The following is a 17,428-nucleotide window of genomic DNA, read 5'->3' as shown; positions in this document are numbered from 1 at the left end:
CAGGGAATCACGCTGTACAGCTCTGGCCAAAGCCTGTCCCGCTGCCTGGACTGCGACTGCGACTGCGACTGCGATCACGGCCCGGCCGGCGGCCCGGCTCCGGTCACCGCCCGGCCGGCCGGGCCCCCGGCCGAGCACCGCCTGCCCGGCTCCGGTGCCGACCCGGCTCCCGTCACGCCGTCGTACGGGCCCTGACCACCACCGGCGCCGTCGAGCGCGGCAGCAGATCGCCCGGGTGTTCCGGATGGATCACCTCCACAGCGACGCCCTCACCGAAGCGGTACGGCCGGTTCGCCAGCACCTCGGCCAGATGGCGTCGCAGCCGTGAGATCTCCGCCCGCACCGTCACCGTCCGGGTCGCATCGCCGAAGATGTCCTCCGCCAGCTCCGATGCCGTACGTCCCTCGGGGTGCAGCGCCAGCGCGTACAGCAGCTCGGCATGGCGCGGCGAGAGCCGCTGGGTCGACGAGCCGACCGGGCCCGTCACCGTGACCGTGAGGCCGGGCGGCCGGCCCAGATCGAGGACCACCCGGCGCGGCGGCGCATCCGACGGCTCGTCCGTCACCTGCACCAGCCAGCCGCCGGGCAGCGGCTCCACCCGGCACATACCGAGCGACGGCAGCCACACCCGGCCGGCCTGCAGCGACTTCGGCAGCGGCAGCCGGTCGACCGGCGGCATTCCGGTGACGGCGGCCAGCCAGCCGTGCGGGTCCACCGCCAGCGCCCGGCCGCCCAGCCGGGCGAGGAGCGGCGCCGCAACCGAACGCAGCCGGTCGACCGCGACCAGATGCCGGGTCCGGATCTCGTTCTCGGCGAGCCGGGCCACCGAACCGACCAGTGCCAGCGTCATCGGATGGAACGTGGTCGCGGGGCCGCTGATGTCGACGATGCCGATCAGCCGGCCGTCGCGCGGGTCACGGACCGGGGTCGCCGCACACGTCCAGGAGTGCAGACTGCGGACGAAGTGCTCCGACGAGTGGACCTGGACCGGGGCGCGCGAGGCGAGCGCCGTACCGATGGCGTTCGTGCCCGTGATCGTCTCGGCCCAGGACGCGCCCTCCTCCAGACAGATACTGTCGGCCCGGCGCAGCACCCCCGGATTGCCCTGCCGCCACAGCACCCGGCCCTCGGTATCGGTGACGACCATGATCTGCTGCGCGGTGTCGGCGATGGAGACCAGACCGTCGCTGAGCAGCGGCATCACCTCACCCAGCGCGGAACTGCGGCGCCGGTGCTCGATCTCGTCCGTCTCCAGCAGCACACTCTGGGTGGACTGCTCGGGGTCGATGCCGCTGCGCAGCACCCGATCCCAGGAGGCACCGATCTCGGCCCGTGGTGCGACGGGCGGACGGTCGCCGGCGAGCTTCGCCTCCCGGGCCTTGTGGAGTAAGTGGGTGGCCCGGTCCGAACCCAGGGCGGCCAGCCGTGTCACCTCGACCGGACTTGTCTCCACCGTCGATCCCCCCAGCTGCCGGAGCCGTCCACGGCCCGCCGCTTCCATCCTGTCGTTGTGGGGTTCCCGATACTGCGCACTCCACACACTCGTTGCAACCCTTTGCAACTCTGGCGGTCGCGTGTCGATACGTACGAGAGTGGCCTAATACCGCGCAGCGGAGCCTGTGCCCCGCTGTTCGGTGTGCACAGCATGAAGGGTGGTGCCGTGTCGGCGCAGCACCACCCTTCGTCGCTGTTCCTCCTCAGCGCGCGACGGGCCGGGCTCGCTCCACGATCGAGGCCAGGTCCAGGCTGTGCGGCAGCGTGCCGAACGCCGAACCCCAGTCCCCGCCCAGCCGTGACGCACAGAACGCGTCGGCCACCTCCGGCGGCGCCCAGCGCACCAGCAGCGAACCCTGCAGCACCAGCGCCATCCGCTCGACGAGGCGCCGGGCCCGCGCCTCGATCCCGTTCAGATCGGCCAGCTCGGTCAGCATGTCCTTGATCGCCCCGTCCAGCCGGTGATCCGCGCCGCGTGCCCTGCCGACCTCCTGCAGGAACGCGTTCAGCGCCTGCGGCTCGCGCTGCAGCGCCCGCAGGACATCCAGCGCCTGTACGTTCCCCGAGCCCTCCCAGATCGAGTTGAGCGGCGCCTCGCGCAGCAGCCGCGGCATCCCGGACTCCTCGACGTAACCATTGCCGCCCAGACACTCCAGCGCCTCGCCGGCCAACGGTGTGCACCGCTTCGTCACCCAGTACTTCGCCGTCGGCACCGCGATCCGCAGGAAGGCCCGCTCCGTCTCCGTATCGGCGTCGTACGCGGCGGCCAGCCGCAGCGCCAGCACCGTCGCCGCCTCCGACTCCAGCGCCAGATCGGCCAGCACATTGCGCATCAGCGGCTTCTCGATCAGCACCCCGCCGAACGCGCTGCGGTACGTGCAGTGGTGGATCGCCTGCGCCACCGCCTGCCGCATCAGCGCCGCCGAGCCGAGCACACAGTCCAGCCGGGTCGCGGCGACCATCTCGATGATGGTGCGCACCCCGCGCCCCTCGTCACCGACCCGGCGCGCCCACGTCCCGTCGAACTCGACCTCGCTCGACGCGTTGGACCGGTTGCCCAGTTTGTCCTTGAGGCGCTGGATCGCGAACGCGTTGCGGGTGCCGTCCGGCAGCACCCGGGGCAGCAGGAAGCACGTCAGCCCGCCGGGCGCCTGCGCCAGCACCAGGAAGCCGTCGGACATCGGCGCCGAACAGAACCACTTGTGCCCGGTCAGCAGATACTCGCCGTCGGCCGACAGCGGCTCGGCCCGCGTCGTGTTGGCCCGCACGTCGGAGCCGCCCTGCTTCTCCGTCATGCCCATTCCGAAGAGCACCCCGGCCTTCTGCGCGGGGGGCCGCAGTCCCTCCTCGTACACCCACGACGTCAGGCGCGGCTCCCACTCGGCGGCCAGCACCGGGTCGGTCCGCAGCGCGGGCACCGCCGCATGCGTCATCGACAGCGGGCAGCCTTGCCCGCCCTCGGGCTGCGTCCACACCAGGAATCCGGCGGCGCGCCGCACATGACCGCCCGGTCGGCCCCAGGCATCGGTCAGCCCAGCGGTGACCGCGTGCCCCAGCAGCCGGTGCCAGGCCGGATGGAACTCCACTTCGTCGATGCGATGCCCGTACCGGTCATGGGCACGCAGTTTCGGCGGGTACTCGTTCGCCAGCGCACCCCACCGCTGGACCTGCGCGGACCCGGCGGACCGGCCCAGGTCGCCGAGCTCGTCGCGTGCACCGGCGAGCAGCTCCGGTGCGAGGTGCCGCTCGACGGCCTCGGTGAGCGCACGGTCCGCGGCGAAGACGTCGTAGTCGACCAGGGGCGGGACCTGGTTGGACACTGTGTGGGTGGTGGCAGCCATGCCGATACGGTAAGGACGTGCAGGCAGCAAATGAAACACCCGAGCGGCCACCGGGGCGGCTCCACCGGGCCCGAGTCCTCTACCGCAACGTATCCAAGCGGCAGATGGTCTGGCAGTTGCTAAAGGACACCGTCAATTCGTGCATGGAGTACCGCATCCTGGGACTCGCGGCCGAGGCGGCGTTCTTCACCCTGCTGTCGCTTCCGCCGCTGCTCCTCGGACTGATCGGACTGCTCGGTTACGTCGACGAGTGGACGAACACCACCACCGTCGCGTCCATCGAGCGCAACATCCTCAACGCGGCGCAGACGGTCCTGTCCCAGCGGGGCGTCAACGACTTCGCCAAGCCGCTCCTGGCGGACGTCACGACCGGCGCCCGCCCCGATGTCATCTCCATCGGCTTCGCGATCGCGCTCTGGTCGGGGTCCCGCGCGGTGAACGTCTTCATCGACACGATCACCGTGATGTACGGCCTCGACGGCCATCGCGGCATCGTCAAGACACGGCTGCTCTCCTTCCTGCTGTACATCGTGGCGTTGCTTCTCGGAGCGGTCGTGCTGCCGCTGCTCGTGGTCGGCCCCGACCGGGTCGTGGAGTTCATCCCGTGGGGCACGGAGGTCATAAGCGTCTTCTACTGGCCCCTGGTGATCCTGCTGTCGATCGCGTTCCTGACGACGCTCTACCACGTGTCCGTGCCGGTCCGGTCGCCGTGGATCGAGGACGTGCCGGGTGCGCTCGTGGCGTTCGTGATGTCGGTGGTCGGGAGCTTCCTGCTCCGGATCTATCTGACCAGCACGGTCGAGGGGCCGACGATCTACGGCTCGCTCGCCGCCCCGATCGCCGTGTTGCTGTGGATCGGCATCTCCGCGTTCGCGGTGCTGGTGGGGGCGGCGGTCAACGCCGCCATCGACCGGGTGTGGCCCTCGCTGGCGACGGCGGCGGCGCGTGCGGCCAACGACCGGGTACGGGCGGCCCAGGCAGCGGAGCTCCTGGCGCGGGCGCAGGCGGAGAACGCCGAGGCGGACTGGGACGACATCGACGAAGGCGACACCCCCTATATGCCGTCCGAGTTCCCGGAGCGGTGGTCGAGGTTCCTGCCGCCGGACGACGTGAGGTCCAGGCTGCGGCAGCCGAGCCGCGACAAGGAGTCGGCGAAGCACACGTCAAAGGACGCGGAGCGGGAGGGGAAGGGGCACCCGAAGCCGCGGCCGTAGTGCCGCAGGTGTCGCACCGGGCGACCGGCAAGCTGAACCGGTCGCCCGGGCCAGCCCTTAGCGTGTGAGGTATGGGCGAATGGTACGCAGAGCGGGAGTCCCGCTTCGACGGGGCGATCGTCTGGACGCGGCACGTGCCGCAGGGGCCCGTCCGGCCCGTGCTGCCCGACGGCTGCTTGGACCTGCTCTGGATCGACGGGCGGCTGATCGTCGCCGGGCCCGACAGCCACGCGTACGAACCCTCGGAAGGGACCGGCGGCCGGTTCACCGGCATCAGGTTCGCCCCCGGCACCGCCCCGGCCCTCCTCGGCGTACCGGCGTACGAACTGCGTGACCTGCGGGTCGACCTCGCCGATCTGTGGCCGGGCGCCCAGGTGCGCATACTCACCGAGCGCATCGCCGACGCCGCCGACCCCGCTGCCGCACTCGAGTCCCTGGCGCTGCGGCGGGCGGCCGCCACCGAGCCGCCGGATCCGCTGATGCGGTCCGTCGCCGGGCAGCTCGCGCAGGGGCGGTCGGTCGCCGCCACCGCGCACACGGCCGGCCTCGGCGCCCGGCAGTTGCACCGCCGATCGCTGGCGGCCTTCGGCTACGGGCCCAAGACCCTGGCCCGGGTCCTGCGACTGCAGCGTGCACTGGCACTCGTAGGGACCGGCATGCCGTACGCCGACGCGGCGCTCGCAGCGGGGTGCACCGACCAGGCGCACCTCGCGCGGGAGATGCGCGAACTGGCCGGTACGACCCTGACCGCCTACTGCGAGGCGCTGGCGAAGAGCGACACCGCGCAGCCGTCCGGGTCGAGGACAACCGCGTAACGCTGCCCCCACACGGCGTCCCACGGCTTCAGATGGCCCTGGTACCCGGCGCCGGTCAGGTCGTCGTACACCGCGTCCACCTCCGCGGGGCTGTCGCAGACGAACGCGAGCCCGACCCGGTCACCTCCTTGCGAACCGGCCCACCCGGGGTCGAAGGAGCGGATGACGTCCTCGGTGTCCCACAGGATGCGCTGTCCGTTCGGCAGGGTCACTTCGACATGGGGTGCGGAGTCCGCTCCGGCGGGGATGTCGAGCCCGAGCCGGCGGTAGAAGGCGAGCGATGCGGCCAGATCCGCGGTGGTGATGCCGATCGCGTCGAGTCGTGGAGTCATGGTCCGAACGTAGAACGCGGCCGCGCGGTGCGTCTTGTACGAATCGGTCATGCGCTGCCCCGGCATGGTGGGGCCGTGAAAAAAGCGGTTGAACCGGCCGTGACCGCTGCGCTGGGATAGGGGGCAGGCTTCGGCGTCATCCACGACCGGGAGACCGGATCGGGCCCGATCGGGCCCGATCCGAACGGGTCGGCCCTCAGCCCAGGCAGTCGCCCGGGGAAGTCCCCGGGTCCGTCAGCGCCAGGCCCAGCTGGGCGCGCTCGGTGATCCAGCGGGCCGGGCGGTAGCGCGGGTCACCGGTCGTCGCGTGCAGCGCCCGGTGCAGTTCCAGCATCCGGTCCGCGCCGATCCGGTCGCCCCAGGCCAGCGGCCCCACCGGATAGCCGAGACCGGTCGTGACGGCCAGATCGATATCGGCCGGGGTGGCGAGGGAGCGCTCGGCGATCGACGCGGCGACGGACACGATCGAGGCCAGCAGCCGTTGGGCGACCGAACCTGCCGTGTCCCGTACCACCGACACCGTGTACGGCTCGTCGTCGTCCTCGGCCGCCCGGGCCAGCACCGCCCGGGCGTCCCGTGCGGCGGCCGGGTCCGCCGCCGCCGTCACGGCGAGTACCCGGCGGCGGCCGGCCGGAGGCAGCGGGTCCACTCCGAAGGTGCGCCGGGCGGGCAGTCGGTACGCGGCGACCGCGGCGGCCACGGTCGTGCCCCAGACCGGGACCAGCACCAGGGCGTCGGCGGACGGTTCGGTGCCGGTCTCGACGGTGGCGCCCGCCGCGGCCAGCGCCTCTCGCAGCGCGGCCGCGCCGGAATCCGCCGCGTCCCCGACGACGTACACCGGCCGGTCCGCATCGCCGGTGACCGGCGGCTCCGGAGCGGCGGCGGGTGCGTCGGAGCCGTACGCGAACCAGCCGTGCCCGGTCTTGCGGCCGTGCAGCCCCGCGGCCACCCGGTTCGGGGTGAGGTACGAGGGGCGGAGCCGGTCCGCGTACCGGAAGCCCTCCCAGATCGAGTCGATGACTGCGGCCGTCACATCCAGACCGGTGAGGTCCATCAGCTCGAACGGGCCCATCCGCAGGCCGAGCACGTCACGCGCGATCCGGTCGATGCCTGCCGGGTCGGCGACCGACTCCTCCAGCAGCGCGAGCGCCTCGGTCACCAGACCACGACCGGCGTGGTTGACGAGGAAGCCGGGGGTGTCGGCGACCGTCACCGCCCGGTGCCCGCAGCCCTCGACGAGCGCGGTGAGGGCCGGCGGGATCTCCGGCCGGGTGGCCGCGCCCGGCACGATCTCGACGATCTTCATCAGCGGCACCGGGTTGAAGAAGTGCAGCCCAGCCAGGCGAGTCGGGTCCTTCAGCGCCGCGGCGATCCGGGTGACCGACAGGGAGGAGGTGTTGGTCGCGAACACGGCCGAGGCGGGCAGTGCCTGCTCCAGCCGGCCGAAGACCTCCGCCTTGGTGCCGAGGTCCTCCCGCACCGCCTCGATGACCAGCTCGACCTCCGGCCCGTCCGCCCACGGATCATTGAGCGGAACCAGCCGTTCCAGGGTGGCGGCGCAGTCCTCGGCGGACAGCCGGCCCTTCTGTACGGCGCGGTCGAGCATGGACCGTACGAAGTCGAGGGCCGCGGTCACCGCCTCGGTGCGTACGTCGCACAGCTCGACGGTGTGTCCGGCGGTCGCGGCCCACTGGGCGATGCCACGGCCCATGGCTCCGGCGCCGACGATCCTGATACGCATGGCAGTTGGGGTCCTCTCGGGTGCGGGTGAGCGGGTGCAGTCGTCTCAGCGAAGATAGACGCGTTCGGGGTCGACGTCCTCGCGCAGCAGTCGCAGTTCCTCGGCGGTGGGCGGCGGTACGGTCTCCACGGTGTCGGCGACCGACAGGTCCCAGCCCGTGGCCGCCCGTACCTGTTCGACCGTGACACCCGGCTGGACGGCGACCAGCCGCAGTTCCTCGCCGATGCCCCCGCGGGCCAGGATGCCCAGTTCGGTGATGACCCGGGTGACGCCGATGCCCAGCGGCCGGATGCCCTCGGCGAGCGCCCGGTCGGGTCCGGGCGTGGTGCAGAAGTCGAGGGCCGCGGTGAAGGAGCGCGGGTTGTGACGGCGCATCACCACGAAGACCTCACGGGAGTTGGCCATCACCTCGACGCCGCCGCCGGAGCCGGGCAGCCGGACCGTCGGGCTGTCCCAGTCACCGATCACGGAGGTGTTGAGATTGCCGTGGCGGTCGATCTGCGCGGCCCCCAGGAACCCGACGTCGATATGGCCGCCCTGCAGTACGGAGCCGAAGAGCGCCGGCATGGAGAGGACCGCCTCGGCGCCGGTGATGAGGACGGCGTCGGCGATGGTCTCCGGCAGTTGGGAGGGGTGCGCGCCGCAGACCCCGGACTCGTACACGACCTCGATGTCCGGAGCGACCGTCAGATGGGCCAGCTCCGTGGCGAGCGTCGGCAGGCCGATGCCGGCGAACACGGTGCGGCGCGCGACCAGTTCGCGCGAGGCGACGACGGAGAGCAGCTCCGACGAGGTGACGGTGGCCATGCTCTGCTCCTTCTCGTGTTCCGTACTCACAGTCGCCGCCCGTAGTTCACCGGTTCGCTGAGCGCCTCGCCGGCCGCCAGACCCGCCCAGAACTCGTCGCCGAGCCTGTCGACGTACTCGGCGTGGTCGGCCGTCCCGCGCACCCACTCGTCCAGCCACTCCTGCAGCCGCTGCGGATCCTTGCTGATCTGCGACCAGGCCCGGTAGAAGGCGTTGTCCCGGTCGTAGTACCCCTGCGCGAACGAGGGGTGCGCGCCGCGTGGGCAGGCGACGACGGCGTCGACCGCATGGGCCGGGACGAGCGTACGGTTCGGGTCCGAGCGGATCACCTCGTCGTCGACTATCTCCTCCACGACGACGATCGCCTTGTCCGCCGCGTACACGGCCTCCGCCTGGATGCCGGTCAGGCCCCATATCTGGGTGTTGCCGCGGCGGTCGGCCCGCTGTGCGTGGATGATCGTGACATCCGGGTTGACGGGCGGCACCACATAGATCTGCTCGGGTTCGCCGTCCGGGCCCGGGTAGGGCGAAGTGACCTTCCGCAGATCGCTGTTGACGGACGGCAGATCGCTGCCGCCGTACGAGCGCAGCGGATAGAACGGCAGCCGCTGGGAGCCGGCGAGATAGCGGCAGATCATGCCGTAGTGGCTGTACTCCTCGAAGGCGAGCGGCGCGGGATCGCCGGTCTCGACGCGCCGCCGCAGCTCGCCCAGCGAACCGGCCGAGGAGTTGCCGACGAAGGAGGAGACCAGTCGTGAGACACACCCCGCGGCGATCATCTGGTCGACGACGATGTCGGCGGTCATCCGGACGACGGTGAGGTCGCGGCGGCCCTGACGGATGATCTCGTGGCCCGCGGCGGTCGGGATGAGATGGGTGAAGCCTTCGAGGCAGACGGTGTCGCCGTCGTGGACGAAGGAGGCGATGGCCTCCCTCATCGACAGCGTCTTGTCCGCCCTGTCCGTTGTGGCCACGGTGCTCCTCTGCGTGTGCGTGCGCGTCGCCCCACCGTGTCAGCGGCCATTGATTGCTGTCCAATACCAAATTAAGGTCGAATCAAGACTCCTGGTTTATGAATGAGGTGGGGAATGGAGCTGCGTCATCTGTCCGCGTTCATCGCAGTGGCGGAGGAACTGCACTTCGGCCGGGCCGCCAAGCGCCTGCAGATGGCCCAGCCGCCCCTGAGCCAGCAGATCCGGCAGCTGGAGAAGGAGCTCGGCGTCCAGCTCTTCGAGCGCAACACCCGCTCGGTGCGGCTCACCAGCGCGGGGGAGTCGTTCCTCCAGCCGGTGCGGACCGTGCTCGACGACCTCGACACGGCGGTACGGGCCGCCAGGGCGGCCGGCCGCGGCGAGTACGGGCGGGTCACCATCGGCTTCGCAGGCGCCTCCAGTCACGAGACGCTTCCACTGCTGACCAGGGCGGTGCGCGCCGCCCATCCCGCCCTGGAGCTGGTCATGAAGGGCCAGACGTACGCGGATGTCGCCCTCGCAGGAGTGGCGGACGGCTCGCTCGACCTCGGATTCGTCCGGCTGCCCGTGACCCGGCCGGGCGTGCGGTACCGGGTCATCGACGAGGAGGAGCTGGTCTGTGCCCTGCCCTCCGACCACCCGCTCGCAAGGCTGGAGCAGATCCCGCTCGAGGTGCTCGCCCAGGAACCGTTCGTCTCCTTCCCCGCCAACACCGGCTCGACCGTGCGGGACGCGACCGTCGGGGCGTGCGAGGCGGCCGGATTCAACCCGCGCGTGGTGCAGGAGGCTCCCGACTCGTACACCATCCTGGCCCTGGTCGCCGCGGGCGTCGGCGTGACGCTCACCGTCACCTCCTGCCAGCACATCCAGCAGAACGGCCTGGTCTACCGACCGCTGGCCGGGCCGCCGATCCGGCTTCAGGCGGCGCTGGCCTGGCGGACCGACAACCCGTCCGCCGCCCTGCGCGCGGTACTCGCTGTCGCGGAGGGCGCGCTGCCGACCCCGGTCGGTCATTGAGACGCGTGGCGTCTTGAACCAGGGTGAACTGGATATTGGACCGACTCAGTCACCGGGTGCGAGGGTCGGTGGACACCCGCCAGTGCATTCACGACCCCATGGACGCGCACTCGTCCCCGTCACCCGCCCGTGCCACCGGAAGGTCCCGCCGTGCCCGACCAGCAGCCCGACATCGTCATCTGTGAACCGCTGCGCACCCCCATCGGCCGCTTCGGCGGGGCCTTCGCCCAGCAGACACCGGCCGCGCTCGCCGCACGTGTGATCGCCGAGATAGTCGCCCGTACCGGCATCGACCCGGCGAAGGTCGACGAAGTGATCCTCGGCCACGCCTACCCGTCCTCCGACGCCCCGGCCATCGGTCGGGTCGCCGCCCTCGACGCCGGACTCCCGGAGTCCGTGAGCGGCTCCCAGATCGACCGCCGCTGCGGCTCCGGCCTGCAGGCCGTACTCGATGCGGCGATGCAGATCCGGGCAGGCTTCAGCGACGTCGTGATAGCGGGCGGCGTCGACGTGATGAGCGCCGCCCCCTACTACACGCACGACGGCCGCTGGGGCATCAAGGGCCCCGGCCTCCAGCTGCACGACTCCCTGGCCCGCGGCCGGGTCACGGCGGGCGGCGTCAACCATCCGGTCCCCGGCGGCATGATCGAGACCGCGGAGAACCTGCGGCGGGAGTACGCCGTCAGCCGCGCCGACCAGGACGCGCTCGCCCTGCGCTCGCAGCAGCGCGCCGCCCGGGCCGCGGCCGACGGGCGCTACGACGCGGAGACCGTCCCCGTCACCGTACGCACCCGCAAGGGCGAGACCACCGTCACCGCCGACGAGCACCCGCGCCCCGACACCACCGCCGAACAACTCGCCGCGCTGCGTCCGATCATGCTGAAGTCCGACCCGGACGCCACCGTCACCGCGGGCAACGCCAGCGGACAGAACGACGCGGCTGCCGCCTGCCTGGTGACGAGCGCGGCGACAGCCGAACGCCTCGGTCTGACTCCGCTGGTACGTCTGGTCTCCTTCGCCCGCGCCGGAGTTCCGGCCGCGACCATGGGGATCGGCCCCGTCCCGGCGACCCGTGCGGCACTCGCCCGCGCCGGACTCGGTCTCGCCGACCTCGACCTGATCGAGCTCAACGAGGCATTCGCCGCCCAGGTCCTGGCCTGCACCCGTGAGCTGGGCCTCGGCGACACCGACCACGAGCAGCGGATCAACGTCAACGGCTCCGGCATCTCCCTCGGCCACCCGGTCGGCGCCACCGGCGCCCGCATCCTGGCCACGCTGACCCGGGAGATGCACCGCCGCGAGGCGCGCTACGGCCTGGAGACCATGTGCATCGGCGGCGGCCAGGGCCTCGCCGCGATCTTCGAACGCATCGCGGTCTGACGGGCACAGCCTCGTCGCACGAACGGCAGCTGACCGGCAGTGAGACGCTCGACGTCTCACTGCACCAGCAATTCGGTATTGGACCTTACTAGGTCCCGGCCGGCACCGTAACCGCCACCGCACCCGGCAGCCGTCCCCAGGTCCCTCCCTGCGCTGCCGCCACAGGCGTCTCGGGCGACGCCCCCACCAATCCGCTTGATCGACGACGTTCACGGGAGCCATGCATGAGTGCGTCCACCGCCACCCCACGAGAGCGCACCAGAGCCGCCAACCGTGCCGGATTCGGAGCCTTCATCGGCTCGACCATCGAATGGTTCGACTTCTACATCTACGGCACCGCGGCCGCGCTGGTCTTCGACAAGGTCTTCTTCCCGGAACTGGACGGCGCCATAGGCACCCTCGTCGCCTTCGCGACCTTCTGGGTCGGCTTCCTCGCCCGCCCCATCGGCGGCGTCATCTTCGGCCACTACGGCGACCGCCTCGGCCGCAAGAAGACGCTCGTCATCACCTTGCTGATGATGGGCATCTCGACCACCGCGATCGGTCTGCTGCCGGGCTACGCCTCCATCGGCATCGCTGCCCCGATCCTGCTGGTCGCCATCCGCATGGTGCAGGGCATCGGCCTCGGCGGCGAGTGGGGCGGCTCGGTCCTGATCGCCTCCGAGCACGCCCCGAAGGGCAAGTCGGTGCTGTACGGGGCTTTCGCCCAGCAGGGCTCGCCCGTCGGCAACACCCTCTCCACGCTGAGCTTCCTGGCGATCAGCCAGCTGCCCGACGAGGCGTTCGTCTCCTGGGGCTGGCGCCTGCCGTTCCTCTTCTCCGCCGCCCTCGTCATCGTCGGACTGTTCGTCCGGCTGAAGGTCGCCGAGTCCCCGGCGATGGCGAACCTCATCCAGAAGAAGGAGGTCGTCAAGGTTCCGCTGACCGAAGTCCTGCGCACCCAGCCCATGCTGATCGTCCTCGGCATCGGCGCCTGCACCATCGGCCTGTCGGCGACGTACTTCAAGTCGACGTTCGCCCTGTCCTGGGCCACCTCGTCGCTCGACTTCGACCGCAGTTCCTTCCTGACGATCATCCTGGTCGCCAACATCACGCAGGTCGTCGTCCAGCCGTTCGGCGCGCTCATCGCCACCCGGATGAAGAGCTGGTCCCGGGCGGTGACGGTGATGCTGCTGCCCGAACTGGTCCTGATGCCGCTGATGTTCGTCCTGATCGGCACCGAGAACTACGGTCTGGCGATGGTCGGCGTCGCCGTCGCGACCATCCCGCACTGCCTCTACTACGCCGCTCTCGCCGGCATGCTCGCCAGCCGTTTCCCGGCCCACCTGCGGTACACCGGCATCTCGCTCTGCTACCAGCTCTGCGGCACGCTCCTCGGTGGAACGACCCCGATCATCGGCCAGTTCCTGCTGAACCGCACCGGCTCGATCACCGCCGTCATCGCCTACGCCGTCCTCCAGGTGGTGCTGACCCTGGGCTGCATGCTGCTCCTGCTCAAGCGCCCCAACCACGACGAACGGGCCGCGGAGCCGCTTGCCGCACCGCGCACCGCTCCCGTCACCGCCTGACTTCCACTGCGAGCGAGAACGGAGCGCGGACCATGCCGCTGACCGTGCACGGCATCCCGGAGATCCTCACCCTGAGCGGGCGCGACCTGGGCCACTCCGGCTGGAAGGAGATCACCCAGGAACTCATCGACGCCTACGCGTACGTCTCCGGGGACCACCAGTGGATCCACACCGACACCGAACGCGCCGCGACGGGCCCTTACGGACGCACCATCGCCCATGGGTACATGGTCCTCAGCTGGGGGATCCCGATGTTCGGTGAACTGCTCCAGGTGCAAGGGGTGGGCCGGGCGCTCAACTACGGAGTGAACAAGGTCCGTTATCCCGCGCCGGTACCGGTCGGCAGCCGCGTGCGGCTGCATGCGTCGGTGGTCGGGGTGAAGGAGGTCGCGCGGGGCGACGTACAGATGACCCGCGCCTTCACCTTCGAACTCGAAGGGTCCGAGAAGCCGGCCTGCGTCGCCGAGTCGCTGACGCGCTTCTACCCCTAGGGGCCCGGCCGCGTGCGCACCGGCTGCCGGGTGACGCACGCACAGCATGATGCCCGGCATGTACGCGTGGCGGGCGGAACGCGACAGGTCCGGCAGGACAGCTGAGGCTGTCCTGCCGGACCTGTCGCTATTTCCCTGTCACGCCAGTTCTGCGTATGCGTCAGTTCCGCGAAGCGCGGGCGCGGCGCATCAGCAGAGTGCCGCCGAGCAGAAGAGCTGCGCTGCCACCGGCCGCCACCCCGAGGTCGGCGGAGCCGGTGCGGGCCAGCTGAGAGCCGGGGGTGTTCACGCCGGCGGGGATCACGGTGGGGGGCTCCACGGTGGGGGGCTCCACGACGGGCGGTTCGACGACGGGGGGCTCCACGACGGGGGGCTCCACGACGGGCGGTTCGACGACGGGGGGCTCCACGACCGGGGGCTCCACGACAGGCGGTTCGACGACCGGGGGCTCCACGACCGGGGGCTCCACGACAGGGGGTTCGACGACCGGGGGCTCCACGACGGGCGGCTCGCCCGTCGACGGCCCGCCGCCGTTGGAGCAACGGTTGCCCACCGCGGGGTTCAGCGCGCCGACGACATCGACGGTGTTGCCGCAGGCGTTGACCGGGACGTCGACAGGAACCTGGATCAGGTTGCCCGACAGCACGCCGGGGGAGTTGCTCGTGCTACCGACGGCACTCGCGCCCTGGGCACCGTCGTCGTCAGAGCGGTCGCTCGCGTTCTCGCACGAGTTACCGAATGCCGGGTTCAGCAGACCGACCACATTGACGGTGTTGCCGCAGACATTGACGGGAACGTGCACCGGCACCTGTACGGCGTTGCCCGATCCGACGCCCGGCGAGCCGGCAGCGGAGCCGTCGGCCGAAGCATCCGCCTGCGCATATCCGCCTGCCGCGGTCAGGATGCCTGACGCCGCCGCCATGACGAGCATGCTCTTACTCAAAGCTTTTCGCATTGGTTGCCCTTCCTTAGGACATTTCGCGCGGGCGGATCGCCCACAGTTCATTCATCAGGCGGTGCAGCTACCACCGGGGATATCGCCCCGGCGGCTCGCCATACGCGATTCGGCAAGCGGCGGTCACGGCTCAGCGGAACTCACACGGACTCCTCTGACACGCGTCCCGAAGTCGCGCTTGACGACAGCCATAACGACAAAGATTTGGTGGGGGAAACTCAGAATTCCGTGGAAATTATGTAACCACCCGGACGGATTACGTACGTGTGTTCGCCGTTCTGCGACAGGGACGGCGCGACGTGATCCGCGACGCGTCTCGGTGTGAGCGCCCGTGGCTACCCGGCATTCGGGTGAATGGAGAGAACCAAACGCCCGGCGGTGAGTTGGTCAGGGTGCTCCAACGCGGGGCAACAAGTACGAGAAGGGTGAATCGTGATCAAGAAGGTCCTGGCTACGGGCGCTGTCGCCGCCTCCATCGTCGGCGTCTCGGCGACGCTCGCGCCGCAGGCGATGGCCATCGGCAACGACACCGGTACCACCTCGGTCAACGGCAACGGCTCTTCGCAGTCGTTCGGCAACTCCGAGACCCGTGGTGACTGGAGCCCGCAGTTCGGCCTGGTTCAGGGCAGCCTGAACAAGCCATGCGTCGGCCTGCCGGCCAAGGTCAACGCCGGTTCGCTCGTCGGTGTGGTCCCGGTCGCGGTCCAGGACGTCAACGTCCTGTCCTCGCCGCAGAACCAGCAGTGCACCGAGAACTCCACCCAGGCCAAGGGTGACGAGCCGCTGTCGCACATCCTGGACAGCATCCCGGTGCTCTCGGGCAACGGCACCGGCAACAGCTGAGTCCGCCGGACCCAAGGCCCGGGCCCGCCGGGGTTCCTCCCTCCGTGCGGCTCAGGCCTGCTGTTGCCTGTAGGTCCCTCGGCACATCGGGAAATCCAATGATCCCTGAGGTTGTGCCGAGTAGCGAATGTTGCATCATTCGGGCGGATTTTCAAGAATCTTCTTCTTGGAGAGTTTCGCGCCCGGTCTCAAGTCGTTACGAATTGTAGTGGCGGAGTTACGAGCGTTCAGGACTGCGCTCGTGCGGCACGAAAGTCGTGGCCGCTCCGGACTCCGTCAAAGAAAGGGATGAAAGTGAAGTACACCAAGGTTGCCGCCATCGCCGCCGGAACCCTGATGGCGATCGGTGCCGCAACTCCCGCCTTCGCCGACTCCGGTGCCGAGGGCGCGGCCAACAACTCCCCGGGTGTCCTTTCCGGTAACGTCATTCAGGTTCCGATTCACGTCCCGGTCAACGTCTGCGGCAACACGCTGAGCGTGATCGGTCTGCTCAACCCCGCGTTCGGCAACGCCTGCTCCAACGGCTGAATGCCGGTCGGCTGAGCCCAGAGCTCACCGACCGTCCGCCCCGGATCGCGCCTCGTGCGCGATCCGGGGCTTTCCTCTTTCCGCGTGCTCCGTTCCGCGCGTTCGCCGTGCTTCCGGATGCGGTGGAACGGCCGAAGTCGTTCCGTATCGCCCGAGGCGCGGTGCGCCGGCGGCTGGAGGCGGACACCCGGACAGCTGCGCGGAACGGAGCACCTGACAGTGCACCACTCACTCCGGCCGTGGAACCCCCGCAACACTCGTTCCGGTGATTAGTCATGCGATCGATCGAGTGGTCCCCCAGAAAAAGCGGGCCGTGCAGTTGCCCGACCGGAACCGGTTCGTTACCCAGGTCGAAAGCGGCAGAAGTCACAGGTAAAGAAGGCTTGTGCGGCGCGGGGACGCGACCGAAACAGATGCCGCTGCAGAAGGGAACCTCAAAGTGAAGTACGCGAAGACTGCTGCGTTCGTTGCCGGTTCCGTGGTTGCTTTCGGAACGGCTGCTCCCGCCTTCGCCGTTACCACCGCCACGGCGCCCGGCTTCAGCCTCGACGGCGGCGTCAACCAGGTGTTGGCCGCAGCCCCCCAGGGCGTCGACCCGATCGTCGACACCGTCGGTGGCGCCACGGATTCGGTGCAGAAGAAGGGCACCGTCACCAAGGTTGCCGGGCAGGCCACCCGTGCGGCCAAGAGTGCGGCTCCGCTGCTCGGTGGCGTGCCCCTCGGTGGCTGATCCGTCAAAAGGCGGCAGTTCCCAGCGCATTCGTGGTGATGGCAATTCTCCGGTATCGCTACCGCGCATCGGGCAACATCCGGACGGCAGAAGCACCGTTCGGGTGAAGCGTCACATCCAAACCTGCCGTCGCGAGTTGATCAAAGCGCTCCGGACAGGCGGGCAACGGAAACCCCAGAAGGGCTATTTCATGATCAAGAAAATTATGGCCTCGGCGGCCGCAGCCGCTGCGATCGTCGGCGTCTCCGCCGCGATCGCCCCGCAGGCCATGGCCATCGGCGACGACACCGGCACGACGTCGTACAACGGCAACAACAACACTCAGTCGTTCGGCAACTCGGCCACCCAGGGTGACTGGAGCCCGCAGTTCGCGCTGGTCCAGGGCTCGCTCAACAAGCCCTGCGTCGGCCTGCCGGCCAAGGCCAACGTCGGTTCGCTCCTGGGTGCGGTCCCGGTCGCGGTCCAGGACGTCAACGTTCTGTCCTCGCCGCAGAACCAGCAGTGCACCGAGAACTCCACCCAGGCCAAGGGGGACGAGGCCCTGTCGCACATCCTGGACGACATCCCGGTCCTGTCCGGCAACGGCACCGGCAACAGCTGAGGGCCGTCCCGAATTCGGGCGTTCCGGCAACGCGGCGAGGTGTCGTAGCGGTTGTCGCGCGCCCGCCGGGGATCACGGGACGGTCCTTGGGGTCTTTCGT

17 protein-coding genes are annotated in these 17,428 nt (G+C 70.1%); 10 read left to right on the top strand and 7 right to left on the bottom strand.

The window, feature by feature from the left end; translation table 11 throughout:
• Positions 1 to 172: 172 nt before the first annotated feature.
• Together OHB49_RS10070 and OHB49_RS10065 are read right to left on the bottom strand one after the other, a co-directional pair.
• Positions 173 to 1,453: a GAF domain-containing protein gene (locus OHB49_RS10070; RefSeq protein WP_443079511.1), complete on the bottom strand. Its 1,281-nt coding sequence runs from the start codon at positions 1,451 to 1,453 to the stop codon at positions 173 to 175.
• 244 nt (positions 1,454 to 1,697) lie between these two features.
• Positions 1,698 to 3,335 (bottom strand): acyl-CoA dehydrogenase family protein, encoded by a 1,638-nt coding sequence (locus OHB49_RS10065; protein WP_329159597.1) that lies wholly within the window; start codon positions 3,333 to 3,335, stop codon positions 1,698 to 1,700.
• A gap of 17 nt (positions 3,336 to 3,352) precedes the next feature.
• Between OHB49_RS10065 and OHB49_RS10060 the strand changes: the two genes are divergently transcribed.
• Positions 3,353 to 4,549, top strand: a complete 1,197-nt coding sequence (locus OHB49_RS10060; protein WP_329159596.1) for a YihY/virulence factor BrkB family protein — start codon at positions 3,353 to 3,355, stop codon at positions 4,547 to 4,549.
• A 71-nt stretch (positions 4,550 to 4,620) separates the two neighbouring features.
• On the top strand, positions 4,621 to 5,364 hold the full coding sequence (locus tag OHB49_RS10055; protein WP_329159595.1) for a helix-turn-helix domain-containing protein: 744 nt from the start codon (positions 4,621 to 4,623) through the stop codon (positions 5,362 to 5,364).
• Here OHB49_RS10055 and OHB49_RS10050 read toward each other — a convergent pair.
• From OHB49_RS10050 to OHB49_RS10035, 4 genes are all read right to left on the bottom strand, one after another.
• Entirely contained in the window at positions 5,301 to 5,747 is a 447-nt protein-coding gene (locus OHB49_RS10050; RefSeq protein WP_030974962.1) for a VOC family protein, read from the bottom strand. The two genes, OHB49_RS10055 and OHB49_RS10050, sit on opposite strands and share 64 nt — an antisense overlap.
• 145 nt (positions 5,748 to 5,892) lie before the next feature.
• Positions 5,893 to 7,437, bottom strand: coding sequence for a 3-hydroxyacyl-CoA dehydrogenase (locus OHB49_RS10045; protein ID WP_329159593.1), 1,545 nt, complete (start codon positions 7,435 to 7,437; stop codon positions 5,893 to 5,895).
• Positions 7,438 to 7,482: 45 nt separating this feature from the next.
• On the bottom strand, positions 7,483 to 8,244 hold the full coding sequence (locus OHB49_RS10040) for a CoA-transferase subunit beta (RefSeq protein ID WP_329159591.1): 762 nt from the start codon (positions 8,242 to 8,244) through the stop codon (positions 7,483 to 7,485).
• A 26-nt stretch (positions 8,245 to 8,270) separates the two neighbouring features.
• Positions 8,271 to 9,182 carry a CoA transferase subunit A gene (locus tag OHB49_RS10035; RefSeq protein WP_329166427.1) on the bottom strand — a complete coding sequence of 304 codons (912 nt, stop codon included), beginning with the start codon at positions 9,180 to 9,182 and terminating at the stop codon, positions 8,271 to 8,273.
• A gap of 150 nt (positions 9,183 to 9,332) precedes the next feature.
• Between OHB49_RS10035 and OHB49_RS10030 the strand changes: the two genes are divergently transcribed.
• From OHB49_RS10030 to OHB49_RS10015, 4 genes are all read left to right on the top strand, one after another.
• Positions 9,333 to 10,232: a LysR family transcriptional regulator gene (locus tag OHB49_RS10030; protein WP_030974970.1), complete on the top strand. Its 900-nt coding sequence runs from the start codon at positions 9,333 to 9,335 to the stop codon at positions 10,230 to 10,232.
• Positions 10,233 to 10,382: 150 nt separating this feature from the next.
• Positions 10,383 to 11,612 carry an acetyl-CoA C-acetyltransferase gene (locus OHB49_RS10025; RefSeq protein ID WP_329159589.1) on the top strand — a complete coding sequence of 410 codons (1,230 nt, stop codon included), beginning with the start codon at positions 10,383 to 10,385 and terminating at the stop codon, positions 11,610 to 11,612.
• Positions 11,613 to 11,836: 224 nt separating this feature from the next.
• Positions 11,837 to 13,180, top strand: a complete 1,344-nt coding sequence (locus tag OHB49_RS10020; RefSeq protein WP_329159587.1) for an MFS transporter — start codon at positions 11,837 to 11,839, stop codon at positions 13,178 to 13,180.
• 32 nt (positions 13,181 to 13,212) lie between these two features.
• Positions 13,213 to 13,671, top strand: coding sequence for a MaoC family dehydratase (locus OHB49_RS10015; RefSeq protein WP_329159585.1), 459 nt, complete (start codon positions 13,213 to 13,215; stop codon positions 13,669 to 13,671).
• A gap of 160 nt (positions 13,672 to 13,831) precedes the next feature.
• Here OHB49_RS10015 and OHB49_RS10010 read toward each other — a convergent pair whose 3' ends face one another.
• The gene (locus OHB49_RS10010) at positions 13,832 to 14,626 is read right to left on the bottom strand and encodes a chaplin (RefSeq protein ID WP_329159584.1); all 795 of its coding nucleotides are present in this window, start codon (positions 14,624 to 14,626) and stop codon (positions 13,832 to 13,834) included.
• A gap of 432 nt (positions 14,627 to 15,058) precedes the next feature.
• On the opposite strand from OHB49_RS10010, the gene OHB49_RS10005 reads away from it, so the two are divergent.
• The 4 genes from OHB49_RS10005 (at position 15,059) to OHB49_RS09990 (ending at position 17,328) form a co-directional block, all read left to right on the top strand.
• The gene (locus tag OHB49_RS10005; RefSeq protein ID WP_329159582.1) at positions 15,059 to 15,469 is read left to right on the top strand and encodes a rodlin; all 411 of its coding nucleotides are present in this window, start codon (positions 15,059 to 15,061) and stop codon (positions 15,467 to 15,469) included.
• Between the two features lie 294 nt (positions 15,470 to 15,763).
• Complete coding sequence (locus OHB49_RS10000; protein WP_030917090.1) at positions 15,764 to 15,997, top strand: chaplin; 234 nt, start codon at positions 15,764 to 15,766, stop codon at positions 15,995 to 15,997.
• Between the two features lie 439 nt (positions 15,998 to 16,436).
• Complete coding sequence (locus OHB49_RS09995) at positions 16,437 to 16,727, top strand: hypothetical protein (protein WP_329159580.1); 291 nt, start codon at positions 16,437 to 16,439, stop codon at positions 16,725 to 16,727.
• Positions 16,728 to 16,917: 190 nt separating this feature from the next.
• Positions 16,918 to 17,328: a rodlin gene (locus OHB49_RS09990; RefSeq protein WP_329159578.1), complete on the top strand. Its 411-nt coding sequence runs from the start codon at positions 16,918 to 16,920 to the stop codon at positions 17,326 to 17,328.
• The last annotated feature ends 100 nt before the right edge of the window (positions 17,329 to 17,428 follow it).

Origin of the sequence: Streptomyces sp. NBC_01717, from assembly GCF_036248255.1 — a bacterium.
Taxonomy (GTDB): Bacteria; Actinomycetota; Actinomycetes; order Streptomycetales; family Streptomycetaceae; genus Streptomyces.
This window is presented reverse-complemented; position numbering and strand designations above follow the sequence as displayed.